The following is an 18,141-nucleotide window of genomic DNA, read 5'->3' on the forward strand; positions in this document are numbered from 1 at the left end:
AATGAATTATCATTAAAAAGCCCCGATTGACTTAAAAATCAATCGGGGCTTTTTAGTAAGTTGATGGGGCTGTTAATAAAACTTCAGAGGTTGTTTCAAGCCGCTATTCTGACGCAGATCCATGACCATAGCGCCAACCCAGAAGTCAACTTCCACTTTCATCGGTACTTTATTCGCATCATCGGAAACGAAAATACGGATCGATTCTTCGTCTTTGAAAAGCTTGTTGGCTGGCAAAACCGGGTTTAGCTTAATGACGTTGATCTTACCCTGCTTGGTTTTGATAACGGCTTTACCACGATACCGAACCTTCATGTTATAAACCGTATCGTCGTAAAAAGCCGGTACTTCAATTATTTGCCCATTGCCAAGCCGATTGAAGTCGATCGTACGCAGGAAATAATAGCCACTGATCAGGTCGTGGACATTATCGGGTACTTTAAATACATCTTTTTCGGTGCGTTCTTCGGCTTTTACCGTGTTGGTTTCGTGGTTAAACGTGATGTTTTCCTCCTTCCGGTAGCTGTTCTCCTGAAGGTTGGTATAAAACTTCTGCGGCAGGATGGCGGCTGTGTCGATATACGACCGCCAGGTATCCCGGATGCGCGTAACCAGGTCAAACGCACCGACAGTCCGGCCGTCTACGTTGACGCGGTAGCAAGGGCGATCATTGACTTTGTACAGGGTTGGGCTTACGTCGACGATGGCTTCTGCCGCGTTCAGAAATCCATAGTGGACTCGGTATTCGAGGTGTTCGCCAGGGCCAAAGCTCGTATTTACGACACGACGATACGTGTTCAACGCCATAAAGCCAGTGCTCAGGACTGAAAGAATACCAATGCCGATCAATAACTTCTTCATACTGCCAAATGCCCGCAGACGGGCTCCATTTATAAAGATGGATAGGTTTGTTTTAAGTAAGACAAGTACCGTTTAAAATCTCCTCCGAATCGGCCTTCAAACTCCTGCCGAAATCGATTCTGTTGGTTTCGGTAGGTTAAATACCCAATAAAGTACGCATTATTAGGTAGATATGGTTTGCTAAGATTCCGCTTTTTTATTAAACGTACACTTAGTCCTTTTCGTTGGTCGGTTATTGTGTCGGCGGAGATAACAATTTGCCGAATGGTTTTCCACTTCAGCGAATCTTTGATGGCCACCGAGGTCGCGGGTTTAAACGTCCGATATAAACTATCGAGCGTTTTGGTACCGCGCAAAATATGTTCATCGTATCGTTCGTAAAACGCTTTACTGGCCAGATAGTTCTGGTAAGGCTCCGAGGCTTTACCATACTTTTGAGCCAGAAACCGTAGCGCACCGTATTCTCCTACGAAGTCTGCCAGGTTTTCGTTGTATTCTAAACTATTTTTTATGAACAACGTTCCGTGCGTCAGCTCGTGAATAATCAACTCGGCCAGGCTTCCAACGGGCCTATCCAGAAAACTGGACAGAATTGGATCATCTAAAAATCCTAAAGTCGACCAGGCCGATACTTCGCCGATACGCGTGTCAAACTTTTCTCGTTTGAGTTCTGATACCGTCGAATCGGCCCTATCTTTTTCAAAAAAGCCCTTGTACGAAAAGGTGCCGATGATCGGGAAATGCCATTGTTTTGCAACTAGTTGATACGGCTCAGCGGCCGTTACGACCCACAAAATTGGCTTCCCCTGCTGATCATAAAACGATTCGTAGCTTCCAGACTTATCCAAACCAAGCGAGTCTATAGCAAAACGTTTGATTTCGCGGATAAGTTCTATTTTATCCTTCAATGAGTCAGGATAGGCTGCATCGGCCAACACCTCCGTTACGGGTTTTGTATTCCAGATAATGCGTAGCTGACCTTTTGCCTGCATCCAGCCGTAACTAACCAACTCCCATTGCCAGACAATCAGAACGGCCAAAACCCCTATACTGATAAGACCAATTTTTTTGAACATAGGTTGGAAATCTTCATTCGATATATGGGTGCAAAAATAAAACCCACCCGCGTTAGTAAACGAAAACCGACTACGCTTAGTAAGTGTAGTCGGTTTGACAGATTTTGCCTGTTAACGAAGAGGTTTCAGGATGAATAACCTCGTGTTTCTATTTCCTGAATGAATTCACCGGTTAGCTCGTCCAGAAACTGCGTATGCGTCATGGGCTTTGAAAACATGGGGAAATTTTTGGCGCAGGCAAAGGCTTGTTCTTCCTCACTGAGGGTAGCTGTGCAGTCGGTTAGCGTAATGACTTCAAAGCCTTTTTCATACCCTGAGCGCATGGTTGACTCAACACAGCAGTTGGTTAGAAAGCCACCCAGGGCAATCGTCTCAATCCCTTTACTACGCAGAATGAAGTCCAGATTGGTACTGGCAAAGGCATCCAGCCCTCGTTTTCCTTCCAGAACAATATCGCCCGCTTGGGGAGCCAGCGAATCAACAATCTCAACACCCCAGGACCCTTTACGAAAAGACTGACTATCGACAACACCCTTCAAAATACCATAAGGGTGTTTGGTGATTTCGAAATATCCCTCCTGAAAGCTAATAGGCGAATGGATAAAGACGGCTCCGGATTTGCGGGCTTTCTGCACCAGATCAATGGTGTTTTGCAACATATGCGTCGACTCCATAACGCCTTTAACGGCATCATGCAGACTACCTCCCGACGATGTAAAATCGTTCTGATACTCGATCAGGACAACGGCGGTTTTTTGTGGATTCATTGTCGTAGTCGTTTTGTTGAGTTATTAGTACCGAAAGCCGCCTGAATCCAGCCTTTACTCTAAAGCCTGGTAAACAGCAATCCGGAATTTCTTAACAAAATCGCTGTAGTAGGCATAAGGTTGTACATTGGTAAAAATAAGCAGAATAAGTTCTTCTTTGGGGTCGACAGTAAACTCAGAGCAATACATACCTCCCCAGGTGAATGAACCGGGTGATGCCTGATCACCGTAATGGGAGTTTTCGGTAATCAGTTGAAAGCCAAGACCGAATTTGTCTTTTCGCTCCCATACTTCGGCTTGGCCAATCTGATTGCGGAGCATCATGTCGACCGTTTTACGCCCCAGGATTCGCTTGTTGTTGAAAGATCCGCCATTGAGCAACATCTGACAAAGTTTGGCGTAATCCTCTACTGAACTGATCAGGCCAGCTCCTCCCGAAAAATATGTTTTCGCCCCCGAAATAGATGAATTGCGGTAGGCTTCGTTGGGATGCAGGGTCAGTGGCTTATCCATACTCGACTTTTCATACAGTTCAACCAGTCGGCTTGCTTTACTGTCGGGCAGATAAAAGTAGGTGTCGGTCATACCTAATGGGTCAAGCACGCGCTCGCGCATGGCAACGTCCAGTGGTTTGCCCGATAGTACCTCCACCAGTCGGCCAATAATGTCTGTATTCAGGCCATAGGTAAAGCCAGCGCCGGTAGAGTCGGTGCCGGGATCGCGAAGGAGTGGGCGCTTGGCCAGTTTATTGACCACATCTTCGAGCTTATCGGGTGCCGTTGAGTTGAAAAACGGGACTTTGAACTCCGGTCGGCTGTCGAGCGGATGTTCATACGGGATACCGGCATTATGGCTCAGCAACTGCCGGATGGTAATCTCACCTTTGGCCGGACGAGTTTCATAGGTGCCGCCAACGGGATCTTTCTTGTCGTACCGAACCAGCACTTTCGGATGCTTAAAGGCGGGAATGTACTTGGCGATGGGATCATCGAGCAAAAACTTTTCCTCCTCAAACAGCGTCATCAGCGTGGTCGTTGTGATGGCTTTCGACTGTGAGGCAATCCGGTAGAGATCGTCGCGTTTCAACGGTGTTTTCCTGGCGAGGTTGCTGTAACCGAAGGCTTTATAATGAACCACTTTACCTTTATGCGCCACAAACGTAACCGCATTGGGCGCAATTCCCTGATCGATCAGGCTTTGTAACCAGGTATCTAACCGGTTCAGTCTATCCTCCGAAAAGCCCGCGTCGGCAACCGATTTGGGTGTTGTAAAGGTTTGGGGTACTGATTGAGCGAATAGCCAGGTTGTACTAAGTAAGAAGAACAGAAATAGGCGCATGGTTTAGGTGGGCCAATCTCCAGATTGGCTATTTATGTACTAATTCATTGGCCAATCTGGAGATTGGCTCAGTCAATTTACGCTTTCTGAAAATCCCAGGCTACCACTACCCAGGTTTCGCCAATGGCCGGATCATAAAATTCGTGAAGCGACTCGAAACCGACGCGGTTGTGGGCGCGTAACGAGCGGGTATTGTTGGCCGAAATATCTGTGATCAATAACCGGAAGCGGTTGCCATACACCTCGCGATGATGCTCGAACATGCGGTCGAAAATTCGCTCTCCTCGGTAGCCATCAGCTACGCAAACCTGACCCATCACATACCAGGCATATTCGCTTAACGATTTACCGTCGTAGGTAAGTTTATTGATCAGATCAAACAAAGGCAGTAGTTCAGGTATATCGGCGCCGAACTCAGACAGCATGGTCAGTGCATAACCCACAACGGTATCGCCATCTTTGGCTATAATGCTCGGGGCGGCCTGATTCATTCGGGCTAATACCTGCGGGTCGTGTTCTACTGTGACAAAACCCTGATCGACCTGCACATCGAGTGGAACATTTCGACGTAGATTTTTTTGCTGGAGTGCCAGAATACCCTGAACATCGGCATCTGACTGAACGGTGGTGATTTGCATGAGGGAGAAAAATGTATAATGAATAAGGTGCCAGGATTACTCAGTCATTATTCATTCTACATTGTACATTCTACATTTTTTCAAAAAGTCGGTATCTACCTCGGCACCAATGCCCGGTGTTTCGGGTAAGTCAATTTGATAGCCGTTGTATGTAATGCCCCCATAAACGGGATCGATGGCGTGCTCGAAACAGGCATCCAAGTCATAGAAGCGTACATTTTGCCGCGCCGATGCAAAATGCGCGTTGGCCGTCAGGGCCAGTCGCGACTCCGACATGCAACCAATCATACAGGGAATTCCGGCGGCTTCGGCGATGGCATTAATCTTAAGCGCGTCCCAGATGCCTCCGCTTTTGGAGAGCTTGATGTTAAAATAATCGACGGCTTCTTCGCGAACGAGTCGAATAGCATCGGTAGCGTCAAACAGGCTTTCGTCGGCCATGATCGGCACAGTTGAGGTTTGCCGAAGTTGACGAAGGCTCCTGATGTCGTGTCGTTTGATGGGTTGTTCGCAGTATTGTACATTCCAGTCACCAATGGTACGGAGTACACCTGACGCCGTTACCACATCCCAGCCCTGATTGGCATCGGTTCGAATAGGGATTGTATCGCCAATGGCGGTTCGGATAGCTTCTACCCGCTTAATGTCGTCACGAAGATTGGTACCCAGTTTTACTTTAATAGCATCCGCGCCTTTGGCCTGAATGCGTAGCGCATCTTCCACCATACGTTCGGGCGTATTGATGTAAATGGTTTCGTCCGTAACGAGTTGCCGTTTTGAGCCGCCTAGAAACTGATACAGGGGCATACGGGCAGCTTTGGCGGCAATGTCATACAACGCCATATCGAAAGCCGAACGGGTTGTAATATGGCCGGGCAGATACCGCGTCAGGGCATTCAGACAGCCTTCTATATCGAGCGGATTCAGGCCCAGCAGCAATTTAGCCATGTCCTTAGCAGCCGCCAGTCCCGATTCCTGGGTTTCACCGACGATCATCCAGAACGGTGAGCCTTCGCCCCAGCCTGTAATACTTTCGTCGGTTTGCATTTCTACCAGTATGTTTCGGGCATGCTCAATCGTACCCAGCGAAATGGCAATCGGTGCTTTGAGTGGAATATCGTACCGGTAAAGATTGATTTGAGTGATTTTCATTTCTCGTCAAACACAGAGGGGACGGAGGTTTCACGGAGAGCACAGAGATTTTCTCAGTGTCCTCTGTGAAACCTCCGTCCCCTCTGTGTTTTAAAATTAATTAGGAAACTGGCTTTTATCCAAGCCGGGTATGATCCGTAGCGCGTTTTTGTAGTACACTTTTTTCAGGACTTCGTCGGGCAGGCCCATGCCGTACATCCGCCAGAACGCGTGATACTTTTTGTGGTAGGGGAAGTACTCATCGTCGGTTTCCAGCACCCGGAAATAGGTCGCGTATTCGCTGGGCACCCAACTGTCTTTCCCGAATAGAATCCGGTCCTGATACTTCTCGAAAAACTTACGACTGGCCTTAGGCTGGCGGCCTAACTCCGCGATAACAGCCCCAATCTCGACGTTCATGTTCGGGAAAACGGTCATTAGGCTATCCAGTTTTTTCAGATCGTTCGGATACCAGCCCATGTGCGCGGCAATGAACGTTGTTTTAGGGTGTTTCCGAAACACATTGTGCTGTTCTGTAATCAGTTGTCCCCAGGGTACAGGGTCATTCGGACCCCGCTTACGACCAGCGTGGAGTTTGAGTTCGAGCCAGCGTTCGTTGTAGCGGTCCATCGGGTCCCAGAATGATTTGGGGTCGGCGGTATGAATCAGCACCGGAATGCCCAACTGACCACATTTCGCCCAGATAGGGTCCAGCCGTGGATCATCTACCCGAACCCGATTGCCTTTGTCATCTTTCACGCTGAAGCCCAGGCTCTTGTAAATTTTTAGCCCTTTGGCTCCTTTCTTTACATCTTCCTCCAGGATTTTCACGGCCTGCTCGCTCCAGCCTTTATCGGTTACGTTCGAAAAATTGATATTCGTAAACAGAACCAGTCGTTTATCATTCGTTTTTTGGATATTGGTCAGGGCATCGTCGAAAAATTTCGTGCTGGCTGTCTGATTGTCGGCAAAACCGCGTCCGCTCAGGTTGACCATCAGACCCATGTTCAAGCTGTCCATTTGAGACAGGAGTTTGCGCAAATCCTCCTTGTCCATCTGAAACTGATGGTTGTGAACGTCAATAAACGGATACTTCGACCGGGTCAGCTTGTGTTCGGGGACTTTCAGCGTCGAAACGGGGTCGTATTCTTCAAAGCCAAGTGGCATATCGGCCGGTTTCTGGGCGTAACCCAATGAAATCGTAACCGCAAAGAGCGCCGGGAGAAGGCGAAGCGAACGCAGAGGTATCATCCTGTTTTGTGTCATGCTGACGAAGGAAGCATCTCCGATAGCCAAGTATAGTGGATTAATTGCTGTTAACGAAGATGCTTCCTTCGTCAGCATGACACAAACTAACGAAAAATTAACGCAACGCAATGAGCCGCAATGCCTTCGCCCCGACCTACGAAGCCAATATGCTCAGACGTGGTGGCTTTAATGGAAATATCCTCTTCAGGAATGGCCATAACCTCGGCCAGGCATGTTTTCATAGCCGGTATATGCGGGTTCAGTTTGGGTTCCTGCAACACCACTGTGACATCGACATTTGAGATTTCATAACCGACCTCCCGCACCATACGCAACACTTCGGTCAGCAGAATCTTACTATCAACGCCTTTCCAGCGGGGGTCTTTATCGGAAAAATGGTAGCCAATATTCCGCATGTTGGCAGCACCCAGCAGCGCATCGCACAACACATGACAAACCACATCGGCGTCTGAATGGCCAACCGGACCAAACGTACTGGGAATCTGGATGCCACCCAACCAGAACGGACGGCCTTCTTCCAGCCGGTGAACGTCGTATCCTTGTCCTACACGAATTTTCATGTTAAACGGTAGCGTCTTCAGCAACCCGATAGTAGAGCGTCGAACAATTGTCTTTTCGTAGTATCTGCTTGGCCATGGATTGGATATCGGCAGATGTTATAGCCTGAATACGGTCGGCTTCCTGATTAACAAAAGCAGGGTTTCCGGCATTGGCGGCATAGGCTAGATTCATGGCGCGGTTGAGTAACTCGACTTCCGAGAAGGCTAGTGTAGCTTCGGCCTGATTTTTTACCTTCGAAAGTTCTTCGTCCGATACAGGCTGGTCAATAAATTCCTGAACGATGGCTTCGACAGCGGCATCGGCCTCTTCCAGTGAAACGCCTTTGTTCAGATTGCCCTGAATGATTAATAAGCCAGGATCGACAGAAGCTGTAATATAAGCGTTTACACTGCTGAACATCGGGTTGTCGCGCAGCAGTTTCTGGTACAACCGCGACGATTTACTCCGTCCAAGCATATCACTCAGTAAGTCGGCCGTTTGAAAGCCGGGTTCAAAACGGCCGGGCATATGGTAGACTTTGTACAAACTATTCAGTGGGACTTTGGCAGAGGTCTCCAGCTTTCGGGCTTCGGTCTGGACAGGTTCAGATGGAAGTTGACGAAGATAGGGTTCGCCCGCTGGAATCGAAGAAAACCATTTGGCGCACAATTGCTTAACCTGCTCTACCGTTACGTTGCCAGCTACGACAAGAATGGCATTGTTGGGCAGGTAATATTTGTAGAAAAACGATTTGACATCGTCCATTGTAGCCTCTTCAATATGGCTGATGTCTTTTCCGATAGTGGCCCATCGATATGGGTGTTGCTGGTAGGCTAGCGGTCGGAGTTTCAGCCACACATCGCCATAAGGCTGGTTCAGGTACCGTTGCTTAAATTCTTCGATAACCACTTTTTGCTGTACATCGAGTACCTGCGGGTCGAAGGAGAGGCTCAGCATCCGGTCCGACTCAAGCCAGAAAGCCGTTTCCAGATTGGCGGCTGGCAGGGTGATATAATAGTTCGTAATGTCGGGGCTGGTGAAGGCATTGTTTTCGCCACCTACTTTCTGCAGTGGTTCGTCGTAAACCGGAATATGCCGCGACCCACCAAACATCAGATGCTCAAATAAGTGTGCGAACCCTGTTTTAGCTGGGTCTTCATCGCGTGACCCGACATTGTATAAAATATTGACAACGGCCATAGGAGTCGATTCGTCTTCGTGAACGAATACCCGCAGACCATTGTCAAGAACAAACTCTTCGTAATGAATCATAGCTAAACAATTGCAGCTAACCTTCGTTGAGTTAGGCGCATTGAACAAAAGTACGCTTCTGACTGTATAGAATCAAACGACATAACCGCACCCACTGCTTTGTCCACCCTGAAACGTACCATTTTACCTCTGCTTTTTCTTTGTGTATCGGTTATTGCTCCGGCCCAGGTGTTAAATGACCCTTTGGCTCAGCAAACCATTCTGAAGACACTCGATCACATCTATAACCTTGAGTTTGCCGAATCGGATGCGTTGATTCGACAGTTACAGACACGCTATCCCCAAAGCCCGGCGCCTTATATCTTACGGGCAACTCAACTGGATATTCAGCACTTGCCCTTGTCGGAAAATAAAGCGGCTACAGCCCAGTTTATGCAGGCCGTCGAGCAGGGATTGCAGCTATCGAAGCGCATGATCGATAAAAACGAAGACGATCCTGAAGCTATTTTTTTTATGCTGACCAGCCATAGCTATATGGCCATGCTCTATAACAATCAGGGCGAATCGTTAAAAGCTGTGGGCGAATCGAAGAAGGCGTATAACTACCTGCGTGATGGTACCAAGCTGATGGAAAAGAATCCAGACTTTTATTTTACTACCGGGCTCTATAATTATTACGTTGAACGCTACCCCATCGACCACCCGATTGTCAGGCCGTTTATGGTTTTCTTTGCTGACGGTGATATTCAGTTAGGAATTCGCCAGATGGACATGGCGACTCGAAAGGCGATCTTCATGCGGCCGGTAGCCAACTACTATCTGGCGCACCTGCTGATGAAACATGAGGCTAACCCAGCACGCGCAGCAGTCTATACAAAATACCTGGTAGACAAATATCCTAACAATCAGTTGTTTGCGATGAGTTATGCGGAGTCTTTATTGCTGGCAGGCCGTTATGCCGAAGCCCGGCCTTACGTGCAGCGACTGAAGTCGATGACCAACAAACTGGTTCCACTGGCCTATCATACGTTTTCGGGGATGCTGGCTGAGCACCTGGATAAAGACGACAAAGAAGCCGCTGAATTTTATAGTCAGTCGCTGAAGCTGCCTTATAACGACCCCTATACAAAAGAATATCTTGCCTTCGCCTATGCTGGCCTGGCCCGTATTGCCGCCCGCGCCAATGACCATACTCGCGCCAGAATGTATTACAAAAAAGCCCTGGCCATAGGCGAATACAAATCATTGATTAAGGAAGCGAAAGGGTATAAGTGATGTATGATGTATGATGTATGATGTATGATGTATGATGTATGATGTATATCCTCATTCGGTACTATTCGATACATCCTATATCATACATCATACATACATACATCCTACATCAATAATCCACTTCCAGATTCAGGACTTTACGTAGCTCGTGCAGGGCTGGGTTCTTTTCGGCCATGTAGTTGTATTTATCCTGCGAGCTGTAAATCATCTTCTTCACTTCCTGAATGACCACCTGATGCTCAATTTGAATCTGGCTATTCTGTAATTCTCTACGCAGATAGCCCAGTAGTTCAGGTTTCAATTCGGTCAAAAAATCGACCTGAAGCGTATTGTCGAGGGTCAGTCGAATGGTGGTGCCATCCAATAGTAGCTCCCGGTTCAGCACAACCTGTTCTGAGGTAATGTCGTTCTGTTGCCGACGCAACCGGGCAAAGGTAGCCCATTGGTCCTGTAACTCTTCAAAGCTGAACGGCATATCAGGGCGAGTGGGTGCTTTTACCGTTGCTACTTCTTCCGTGTCGGTCGCCGTTGACGCGGGGCCGGCGGTTAACGAAACCGTTGAGCGCAGTCGACTACTGGCCGGGCGAGCGGGGGGCGCAAACTGAGGTTTGGTAGCAACAGGTGCTTTGGCTTCAACGGTTGCCACCCCATTTGTCGGAACTGCGTGCCCAACGGGTACTAACTTCTCCGCGACGGCTGATCCATTTTTCGGCGGGCCAGACTGGTAGTCGTTAACAGGTTCGCTCGTAATGGGATGCGTAGCTACTGGTTGGCTGGTATTGCCCGATGGGGTATCTGAACTACTGGCTGCTGACTGACTGGGCTTCGGTTCGCCGTTTTTTTTTTCAGAACCCGATTGGGCCAACGAAACTGCATCGCCATTGTGTGTTCCATTGAGCGGTAACTCCGGCAATGAATCCCAGTTCAGCACATTCCGCAGATTAGCCAGTTTCATCAACCACAATTCGGTATGAAGTCGCTGGTCTTTGGCCTGCTTATAATTCATATCGCACTGACCACCCAGACTCAACGCTGAGAGCAAAAACGACATCGGGGCTTTAGCTGACTGCTCAAGATACTGCCGCCGAACGTTTTCGGTTACCTGTAGCAACTGGACTGTGGCTGGGTCTTTGCAAACCAGCAGATCGCGGAAGTGACGACACAATCCTACGATAAACTGATGCCCATCGAACCCTTTTCGCAGGATTTCGTCAACCGTCAGTAAACTCTGGGGCAGATTGCCCGCCAGTAGCAAATCGGTCAGCTTGAAATAATAATCGTAGTCGAGAATATGCAGGTTGTCCAGTACTTCTTTGTACCGAATCACCCGGTCGGCAGCAAACGTGACGTTCAGATCGAACATCGACAGCGCATCACGTAAGCCCCCATCTGCTTTTTGCGCAATCAGGTCCAGCGCTTCGGTCTCGGCTGTAATGTCTTCTTTCGAGGCAATTTTGGCCAGGTGAGCCGAAATATGCCCCGGCTGAATCCGGTTGAAGTCGAAAATCTGGCAGCGTGACAGAATCGTGGGCAGAATTTTGTGCTTCTCGGTCGTTGCCAGAATAAAAATGGCGTAGGAGGGAGGCTCCTCCAGCGTTTTCAGAAATGCATTGAAAGCCGCCGACGAAAGCATGTGAACCTCGTCGATGATATAGATCTTGTATTTGCCCGATTGGGGCGGGTAGCGAACCTGATCAATCAGATTGCGTATATCTTCAACTGAGTTGTTGGAAGCGGCATCCAGCTCATGAATGTTAAATGAAGCATTCTGAGTAAAACTGACGCACGAGTCGCAGGCATCACAGGCTTCGCCCTCGGGCGTTAGGTTTTGACAGTTAATGGTTTTGGCCAGAATCCGGGCACAGGTCGTTTTGCCAACGCCACGTGGCCCACAAAATAAAAACGCCGACGCTAAGTGATTGGTCTTGATAGCGTTCTTAAGGGTAGTTGTAATATGCTCCTGACCTACCACGGTGTCGAAGGTAGCCGGACGGTACTTGCGGGCCGAGACCACGAAATTTTCCATACTGCAAGTTAGCAGGTTGGGGGCGGAAAGGCAAAAGGTATTTAGAAGTAGTGCCGTGGAGACCTATGCGTTGCAAAAGGAATTTTAATAACCCTTGATCCAGCGTAAGTTTGCCGATTGATCGCCAATGAAATCCGTTGGAGCTATTTCTGAGTGACTTCGTACATCCATGACTATCTGGTATATCATCGATTTGGCTGGTACAAGTGTCTTTGCTATTTCCGGTGCTCTTTCTGCCCTCAATAAGAAAATGTATCACGACATAGTCGCCCTGTTTTTTGTCGGGTTTCTGACGGCCGTTGGTGGAGGAACCACCCGGGATGTCATTATGGGTTCTCATCCGATTGCCTGGATACGGGACCCGGCTTATCTGATTGTCATTTTCATCAGCGTTCTGATGGCCGTAGTGGGGCGCTCCTGGTGGCGTGGTGCTTTCCGACGACCTTTATTGGTTTTCGATACCATTGGGCTTGGTCTTTTTACGATCCTGGGTATGCAGAAAGCCTTACTGGCGGGCGTGAACGACTGGGCCGCGATTCTGCTGGGCATCATTACGGCTCTGTTTGGAGGTGTTATTCGGGATACGTTTGTTAATGATCTGCCCCTTATTCTGGACCGACAGTTGTACGTTACGCCTTGCTTAGTGGGGGCGCTACTCTATCAATTGAATGCAACCTTAGGTGTTGATTCAACTCTTAACGTCATTCTATCGGCGGGTTTAATCACCCTGTTCAGACTCATCGCGATTCGTAAAGATTGGACTTTGCCCCGTATTCAGAACTGATCGAGTGAACGCCATAAACCCCTAAATCTCTTTCCCGCAATGGGGGCAACGCTGACGGCTGTGGCCTCCTTTATGAGAACGAATGTGCTCATTGAAACCAGATACCAGAATACCGGTTGGTAAAGCGAATAGCCCAATCCCGACAATAGCCGCAATGCCGCCTAAAAATTTGCCTAACGGGGTGATCGGGTGAATATCGCCGTAGCCCACAGTGGTCATCGCTGTAACGCCCCACCACATGGTAGCCGGAATGCTCGAAAACTTGTCGGGCTGGGCGTTATGCTCTATATAATACATAATACTCGACACAATGATGAGCATAAACACAACCAGAATCGTACTTAAGACCAACTCTTCCTTTTTGTCAGAAACCACACTTTGAATCAGCCGAAAGGCGTGTGAATAACGCGAAATACGGAACAGTCGGAAAATTCGGAACAACCGCAGAATCCGGACTATAGCCAGATCGGTCGCAAAGAGCGAAAAGTAGAAAGGGAAAATGGCCAGAAAATCAATGATTGCTGAGGTCGAAAACATATACCGTAATCGTCCCCAAAACGGATGATGGTATTTTTCGTTTTCGACGCACACCCACAACCGAAGCAGGTATTCAATCGTGAAAAAACAGACGGAGAAAACCTCAAAGTCGTAAAATAGTCTGGCAAAACGCTGGTTATACTCCGGCACCGTATGCAGGACGATTGCAATGGCGTTCAGCGTAATAATGCTGATAAGCGTTAAGTTGAAGACCAGACTTACACCCCGACGTTTTCCGGCCGAGGTTTCAAGGATACGGTAGAGCGATTTGCGGAGAACCAACATGATCGAAACGGTAGGAGATGCAAGCTACTCACCAAAAACTGAACTTGCCATTCCGTTTGCCAGAAAGCTGGCCGATGTGACTGCCTGATTGTGAGCTAAGTAACAATATTGGATTTAACGGGCAATAAATATGTTTTGACCGCTGGCGAACTATCCTGCAAAAAATCCGTTATTTTATTGCAGGATACGGATAATCTCTCTAACATTGTCCGCGTTTTCCGCAAAAAACCAATGGCAAAGCTCGTTTATTTACCGACTTTCTTCCATACTACGCCATTTCGGTTTAGGTCCGAAAGGACTATATCAATTTGTTTGCCTATGCGGTAGACGTTTTCGCCTGTTTTCTCGTTTTAATTTTCACAACAAACCAGCACCGGATTGCGCTGTCTCCGTATATGCGGCTTTACAACCGCCATTAAACGACAATGATTAAGCCCGAAATAGTCAACGATCAATATATTGTTCAGGTCGCCAATGAGGATCATCTTCGGCTGGCCGAAACCATCTGCCATGAGATGGAACAGAGTGCCAAGGCCCGGGGAACCGGTATCGCCAAACGCTCACCGATTTACGTCATGGAAAAAATGCTCGAAGGCAAAGCGATTGTCGCTACTACGCTCTCGGGCGAATGGGTTGGGTTTTGTTATATCGAAACCTGGGACCACGGTAAATTTGTGGCCAATTCCGGCCTGATCGTACATCCCGATTATCGCAAGAGTGGTATTGCTACCCGGATCAAAGCCAAAGCGTTTGAACTGTCGCGGACGATGTTCCCGACGGCTAAGATCATTGGCATTACTACCAGTCTGGCTGTTATGAAAATTAACTCAGATTTGGGTTACCAACCCGTAACGCTGAGTGAACTTCCAGCCGACGAAGCATTCTGGAAGGGGTGTCAGACATGTGCCAACTTCGACATCCTGACGCGTACCAATCGGAAGCACTGCCTCTGTACGGGTATGCTCTACGACCCTGAAGAGCATAAGAAAGAAGAGAAGGATGAAAAATGGAACTTTCTGAAAGAGTCGAAGCTTTACGAGCGCTGGATGCGCATCAAGAATCGTATTCTGCTACGACTGAACCCATCCGACCGTTCGCGCTCCCGTAAGGCTGAGCGGGAAATGGAAGTTGCTTAACGTAAGAAACTTGTTTTAAAATATGCCAAAAGGCCCGGAAGTGATTCCGGGCCTTTTGGCATATCTGACTAGCCCATACATCCGAATTTCATAGCTTGAGATAGTCATTTTGGATGAAAAACTGATCTTTCTTAACAATTCGTTAATCTGTACGGGCCAAATTTTATTTTGAAGATGGTCGCTTCATCGGGTAGTCATCCCATTACTTCTTTATAAAAATCAAATGATGTAAAATAATATAGCTAAGTGGATTATTCTTTCATTTATTTGGAAATTAGTAAGAGGGTCTGCTCACGAACAATCTGTTAACATTTACATAATATTTACGTAATATTAGCTTAACATTTGCCGCTAGTGCATTCAGGCAGTTTGTGACTGAGTTGAATTGTTGTTTCTTCTAATCTATTGAAGTCATGAAAAAATACCTTTATCTACTTATGCTGGTAGGCTTCCTGGCAACACAAGCTTACTCACTACCTTTCGGTTCACATAAACCTACAGCTCCTCAGGCTACGCTGGAGCAACAGATAGCCAGATATGTGTCGTATCCAAACATATTGAAATCGACAAAGCTGGCAAGTGTTGTGGTGATTCAATTTCGAATCAACGAAGTCAATGAACTTTGCCAATTGAAAGTGTTCAGTGGAAACGACGAATTAAATCACACGCTGACTCGCCAATTGACCAGTAAGAAATTGGTAGCATACGGCCGTGTTCCTGACGAAGTATATACCGTCCGGCTACATTTCGAGCCTTAAGTAGTTTTACCAGAATCCATAAAATTACACCCCGAAAGCTACCCTAACACAAGTGGGTAACTTTCGGGGTGTAGTCATATTTAGCCTAAATCATTTAAAAGGCTTTTTGTAACTTACAGCGTTGTTTATAGATTATTCCCATACCGCACGACATGAAGCTACGGCTCTACGTTCTTTTTCTTTTCAGTCTATTTGGGTCTACAACATTCGCACAACAAAAGCTACGGCTCAGTGTAGTGGTGCGCGACGGCACTACCAAAAAGCCAATTCCCGGAGCGAGCCTGTTTGTTGCCGAGACTAAAGCAGGGGCCAGAGCCGATAGTGTTGGCGTCATCTCGATCAACCATGTTCCCGGTGTATTAACACTCTATGTTTCGGCTGTAGGGTATTTTCGAGGGCGCGAAACCGTTGTACTGGATTTCAACAAACGCGTCGAATACTTTCTGCAACCCCGCTCCACAGATCTGGAAGAAGTGGATGTGCGGGCTACGCGCGAAGACAAAAACATCAAAGCCGTACAGATGGGCCAGATTCAGCTCAGTATGCCTGAACTGAAACGGATGCCGGTGGTACTGGGTGAACCCGATATTCTAAAAGCGCTAACCTTGCAGGCAGGGGTTACAACGGCGGGCGAGGGGGCCGGAGGATTTAACGTACGAGGTGGTCGGGCCGATCAGAATCTGGTCCTGTTCGACGGGGCTCCCCTGTTTAATACCTCTCACTTGCTGGGTTTTTATACAAATGTTAATCCCGATCTGGTTCAGGATGTTAGTCTAAATAAGGGGGCCTTTTCGGCTCAATACGGTGGTCGTGTATCGTCATTATTACTCATGAGCAGCCGCAATGGTAATAAGGATGGCTGGCGTTTTTCAGGTGGGCTTAGTCCGGTCAGCGCACGGGTAGTAGTCGATGGGCCAATCTCGAAAAAGCTCACCTTGCTGGCTGGTGGACGAGTTGCCTTCCCCAATTATCTGTTAGGCTTGTTCCCAACGCAAAGTGTAAAAGATAGCCGGGCTTTTTTTTACGATGGCAGCCTGAAACTAACGTATACACCCGACGACCGGAATACGATCTCGTTGTCGGCCTACCGAAGTCAGGATAAGTTTCGGTTTCCGGGCGATACACTATATGGCTGGGCGTCCGATCTACTAACTGGTCGCTGGAGTTACCTGATACGACCAAATCTTCAACTCAATCTGACGGCGCTCTACAGTGGCTATCATCTGAACGTAGATGGTGTAGCTCCCAGCCTGACATTCCGGTTTACGTCGTACATCGAACAGCGGGAAGCGAAAGCCGACCTGTTCTACACCATTCGTCAGAAACATAAGGTTCAGTTGGGCATGAATGGTATTCGCTACGACGTCAGTACCGGCGCTGTTGAACCTACCGGCGAAAACTCCAGCATCAATCCCCGTCGGATCGCTCCCGAACGTGGTCGTGAACTAGGAGCCTATGTGAATACCGAATGGGAACTGACGCCCAGAATCACCCTACAGGCCGGGTTGCGATATTCGGCGTTTGCTTATCTGGGCGCACAAACGGTGTATAAGTATGTGGATAACCTCCCCCGTTCGGAAGAAACTATTCAGGATTCGACTCGCTACGGCAATGGGCAGGTTATCCAGACGTATGGTGGTCTGGAGCCCCGGCTAGCCTTGCGGGTTCAGGTAGCCAAAAATACGGCTGTTAAGGCCAGTGCGGGTCGAACCCGCCAGTATATCAACCTGGTTTCGAATACAACAGCCATTACGCCACTCGATTTCTGGAAAATGAGCGACCGATATATTCCTCCTCAGATTGCCGATCAGGTGTCGCTGGGGCTATTCCAGAATCTGAATGAGAATACTTATGAGCTAAGTCTGGAAGGGTACTATAAACGGCTGCAAAACCAGATTGAATACCGATACGGGGCGAACCTGATCCTGAATCCAACCCTTGAAACGGCTCTGTTGCCAGCCGTTGGTAAAGCGTATGGCGTTGAAGTGGGCATTAGTAAGAATAAAGGCCAATTGACCGGGCAGATCAATTACACCTACGCCCGCTCACTGATTGCCGTGCAAACCCCTTTCGATGAGTTACGCATCAATGGCGGGGAGTATTATCCATCGTACATCGACCGACCACATACGCTAAACATGCAGACCCGACTGGCTCTGTCGCACAACTGGACGTTCTCCACCAATTTCGTATACTATACGGGCGTACCGGCTACCTATCCCGATGGGCAATTTACGTACAATGGTGAGCCGGTTCAGGACTATTCCCGGCGCAATGCCGACCGGATTCCCGATTACCATCGGCTCGATATAGCGTTTTCGAAAGATACTCGGTTCAACAAAGCGCAAAAACGGTACGGCGTCTGGACATTAGGCATCTACAACGTATATGCTCACAAAAATCCGTATTCGATTTATTTTACCCGCTACAACCAGCGTACCGAATCGTACCGACTGTCGGTATTTGGCACGATGATTCCGTCGATTGCCTATAATTTTTATTTCTGAT

At 48.1% G+C, this 18,141-nt stretch carries 16 protein-coding genes; 5 read left to right on the plus strand and 11 right to left on the minus strand.

Going from position 1 to position 18,141, the window contains the following annotated elements; genetic code table 11:
- Nucleotides 1-72: 72 nt before the first annotated feature.
- The 9 genes from ACYVFD_RS06100 to ACYVFD_RS06140 all read right to left on the minus strand — a co-directional run bounded on the left by ACYVFD_RS06100 (nucleotide 73) and on the right by ACYVFD_RS06140 (nucleotide 8,892).
- Nucleotides 73-861 carry a DUF3108 domain-containing protein gene (locus ACYVFD_RS06100; RefSeq protein ID WP_461088888.1) on the minus strand — a complete coding sequence of 263 codons (789 nt, stop codon included), beginning with the start codon at nucleotides 859-861 and terminating at the stop codon, nucleotides 73-75.
- A 29-nt stretch (nucleotides 862-890) separates the two neighbouring features.
- The gene (locus ACYVFD_RS06105; RefSeq protein ID WP_461088889.1) at nucleotides 891-1,937 is read right to left on the minus strand and encodes an aminopeptidase; all 1,047 of its coding nucleotides are present in this window, start codon (nucleotides 1,935-1,937) and stop codon (nucleotides 891-893) included.
- A 125-nt stretch (nucleotides 1,938-2,062) separates the two neighbouring features.
- Complete coding sequence (locus ACYVFD_RS06110; protein WP_461088890.1) at nucleotides 2,063-2,704, minus strand: cysteine hydrolase family protein; 642 nt, start codon at nucleotides 2,702-2,704, stop codon at nucleotides 2,063-2,065.
- 54 nt (nucleotides 2,705-2,758) lie between these two features.
- Complete coding sequence (locus ACYVFD_RS06115; protein ID WP_461088891.1) at nucleotides 2,759-4,042, minus strand: serine hydrolase domain-containing protein; 1,284 nt, start codon at nucleotides 4,040-4,042, stop codon at nucleotides 2,759-2,761.
- A gap of 77 nt (nucleotides 4,043-4,119) precedes the next feature.
- Entirely contained in the window at nucleotides 4,120-4,680 is a 561-nt protein-coding gene (locus ACYVFD_RS06120; RefSeq protein WP_461088892.1) for a GNAT family N-acetyltransferase, read from the minus strand.
- 51 nt (nucleotides 4,681-4,731) lie between these two features.
- On the minus strand, nucleotides 4,732-5,832 hold the full coding sequence (locus ACYVFD_RS06125) for a mandelate racemase/muconate lactonizing enzyme family protein (protein ID WP_461088893.1): 1,101 nt from the start codon (nucleotides 5,830-5,832) through the stop codon (nucleotides 4,732-4,734).
- A gap of 96 nt (nucleotides 5,833-5,928) precedes the next feature.
- Nucleotides 5,929-7,062, minus strand: coding sequence for an amidohydrolase family protein (locus ACYVFD_RS06130; RefSeq protein ID WP_461088894.1), 1,134 nt, complete (start codon nucleotides 7,060-7,062; stop codon nucleotides 5,929-5,931).
- A gap of 101 nt (nucleotides 7,063-7,163) precedes the next feature.
- Entirely contained in the window at nucleotides 7,164-7,640 is a 477-nt protein-coding gene (gene ispF, locus ACYVFD_RS06135) for a 2-C-methyl-D-erythritol 2,4-cyclodiphosphate synthase (RefSeq protein ID WP_461088895.1), read from the minus strand.
- 1 nt (nucleotide 7,641) lies between these two features.
- Nucleotides 7,642-8,892, minus strand: a complete 1,251-nt coding sequence (locus tag ACYVFD_RS06140; RefSeq protein ID WP_461088896.1) for a M16 family metallopeptidase — start codon at nucleotides 8,890-8,892, stop codon at nucleotides 7,642-7,644.
- Between the two features lie 99 nt (nucleotides 8,893-8,991).
- Here ACYVFD_RS06140 and ACYVFD_RS06145 point away from each other — a divergent pair, with 99 nt between their 5' ends.
- The gene (locus ACYVFD_RS06145) at nucleotides 8,992-10,107 is read left to right on the plus strand and encodes a tetratricopeptide repeat protein (RefSeq protein WP_461088897.1); all 1,116 of its coding nucleotides are present in this window, start codon (nucleotides 8,992-8,994) and stop codon (nucleotides 10,105-10,107) included.
- A 109-nt stretch (nucleotides 10,108-10,216) separates the two neighbouring features.
- On the opposite strand, the gene ACYVFD_RS06150 is transcribed toward ACYVFD_RS06145, so the two are convergent.
- Nucleotides 10,217-12,133 carry a DNA polymerase III subunit gamma/tau gene (locus ACYVFD_RS06150; protein ID WP_461088898.1) on the minus strand — a complete coding sequence of 639 codons (1,917 nt, stop codon included), beginning with the start codon at nucleotides 12,131-12,133 and terminating at the stop codon, nucleotides 10,217-10,219.
- A 169-nt stretch (nucleotides 12,134-12,302) separates the two neighbouring features.
- On the opposite strand from ACYVFD_RS06150, the gene ACYVFD_RS06155 reads away from it, so the two are divergent.
- Entirely contained in the window at nucleotides 12,303-12,917 is a 615-nt protein-coding gene (locus ACYVFD_RS06155) for a trimeric intracellular cation channel family protein (RefSeq protein WP_461088899.1), read from the plus strand.
- 21 nt (nucleotides 12,918-12,938) lie between these two features.
- On the opposite strand, the gene ACYVFD_RS06160 is transcribed toward ACYVFD_RS06155, so the two are convergent.
- Nucleotides 12,939-13,739 (minus strand): ion transporter, encoded by an 801-nt coding sequence (locus tag ACYVFD_RS06160; RefSeq protein ID WP_461088900.1) that lies wholly within the window; start codon nucleotides 13,737-13,739, stop codon nucleotides 12,939-12,941.
- Nucleotides 13,740-14,164: 425 nt separating this feature from the next.
- On the opposite strand from ACYVFD_RS06160, the gene ACYVFD_RS06165 reads away from it, so the two are divergent.
- The 3 genes from ACYVFD_RS06165 to ACYVFD_RS06175 all read left to right on the plus strand — a co-directional run bounded on the left by ACYVFD_RS06165 (nucleotide 14,165) and on the right by ACYVFD_RS06175 (nucleotide 18,140).
- Entirely contained in the window at nucleotides 14,165-14,875 is a 711-nt protein-coding gene (locus tag ACYVFD_RS06165; RefSeq protein ID WP_461088901.1) for a GNAT family N-acetyltransferase, read from the plus strand.
- A gap of 413 nt (nucleotides 14,876-15,288) precedes the next feature.
- Entirely contained in the window at nucleotides 15,289-15,633 is a 345-nt protein-coding gene (locus ACYVFD_RS06170; RefSeq protein ID WP_461088902.1) for a hypothetical protein, read from the plus strand.
- A gap of 152 nt (nucleotides 15,634-15,785) precedes the next feature.
- Nucleotides 15,786-18,140: a TonB-dependent receptor gene (locus ACYVFD_RS06175; RefSeq protein ID WP_461088903.1), complete on the plus strand. Its 2,355-nt coding sequence runs from the start codon at nucleotides 15,786-15,788 to the stop codon at nucleotides 18,138-18,140.
- Nucleotide 18,141 lies beyond the last annotated feature (1 nt).

This window comes from Spirosoma gilvum, assembly GCF_054776815.1.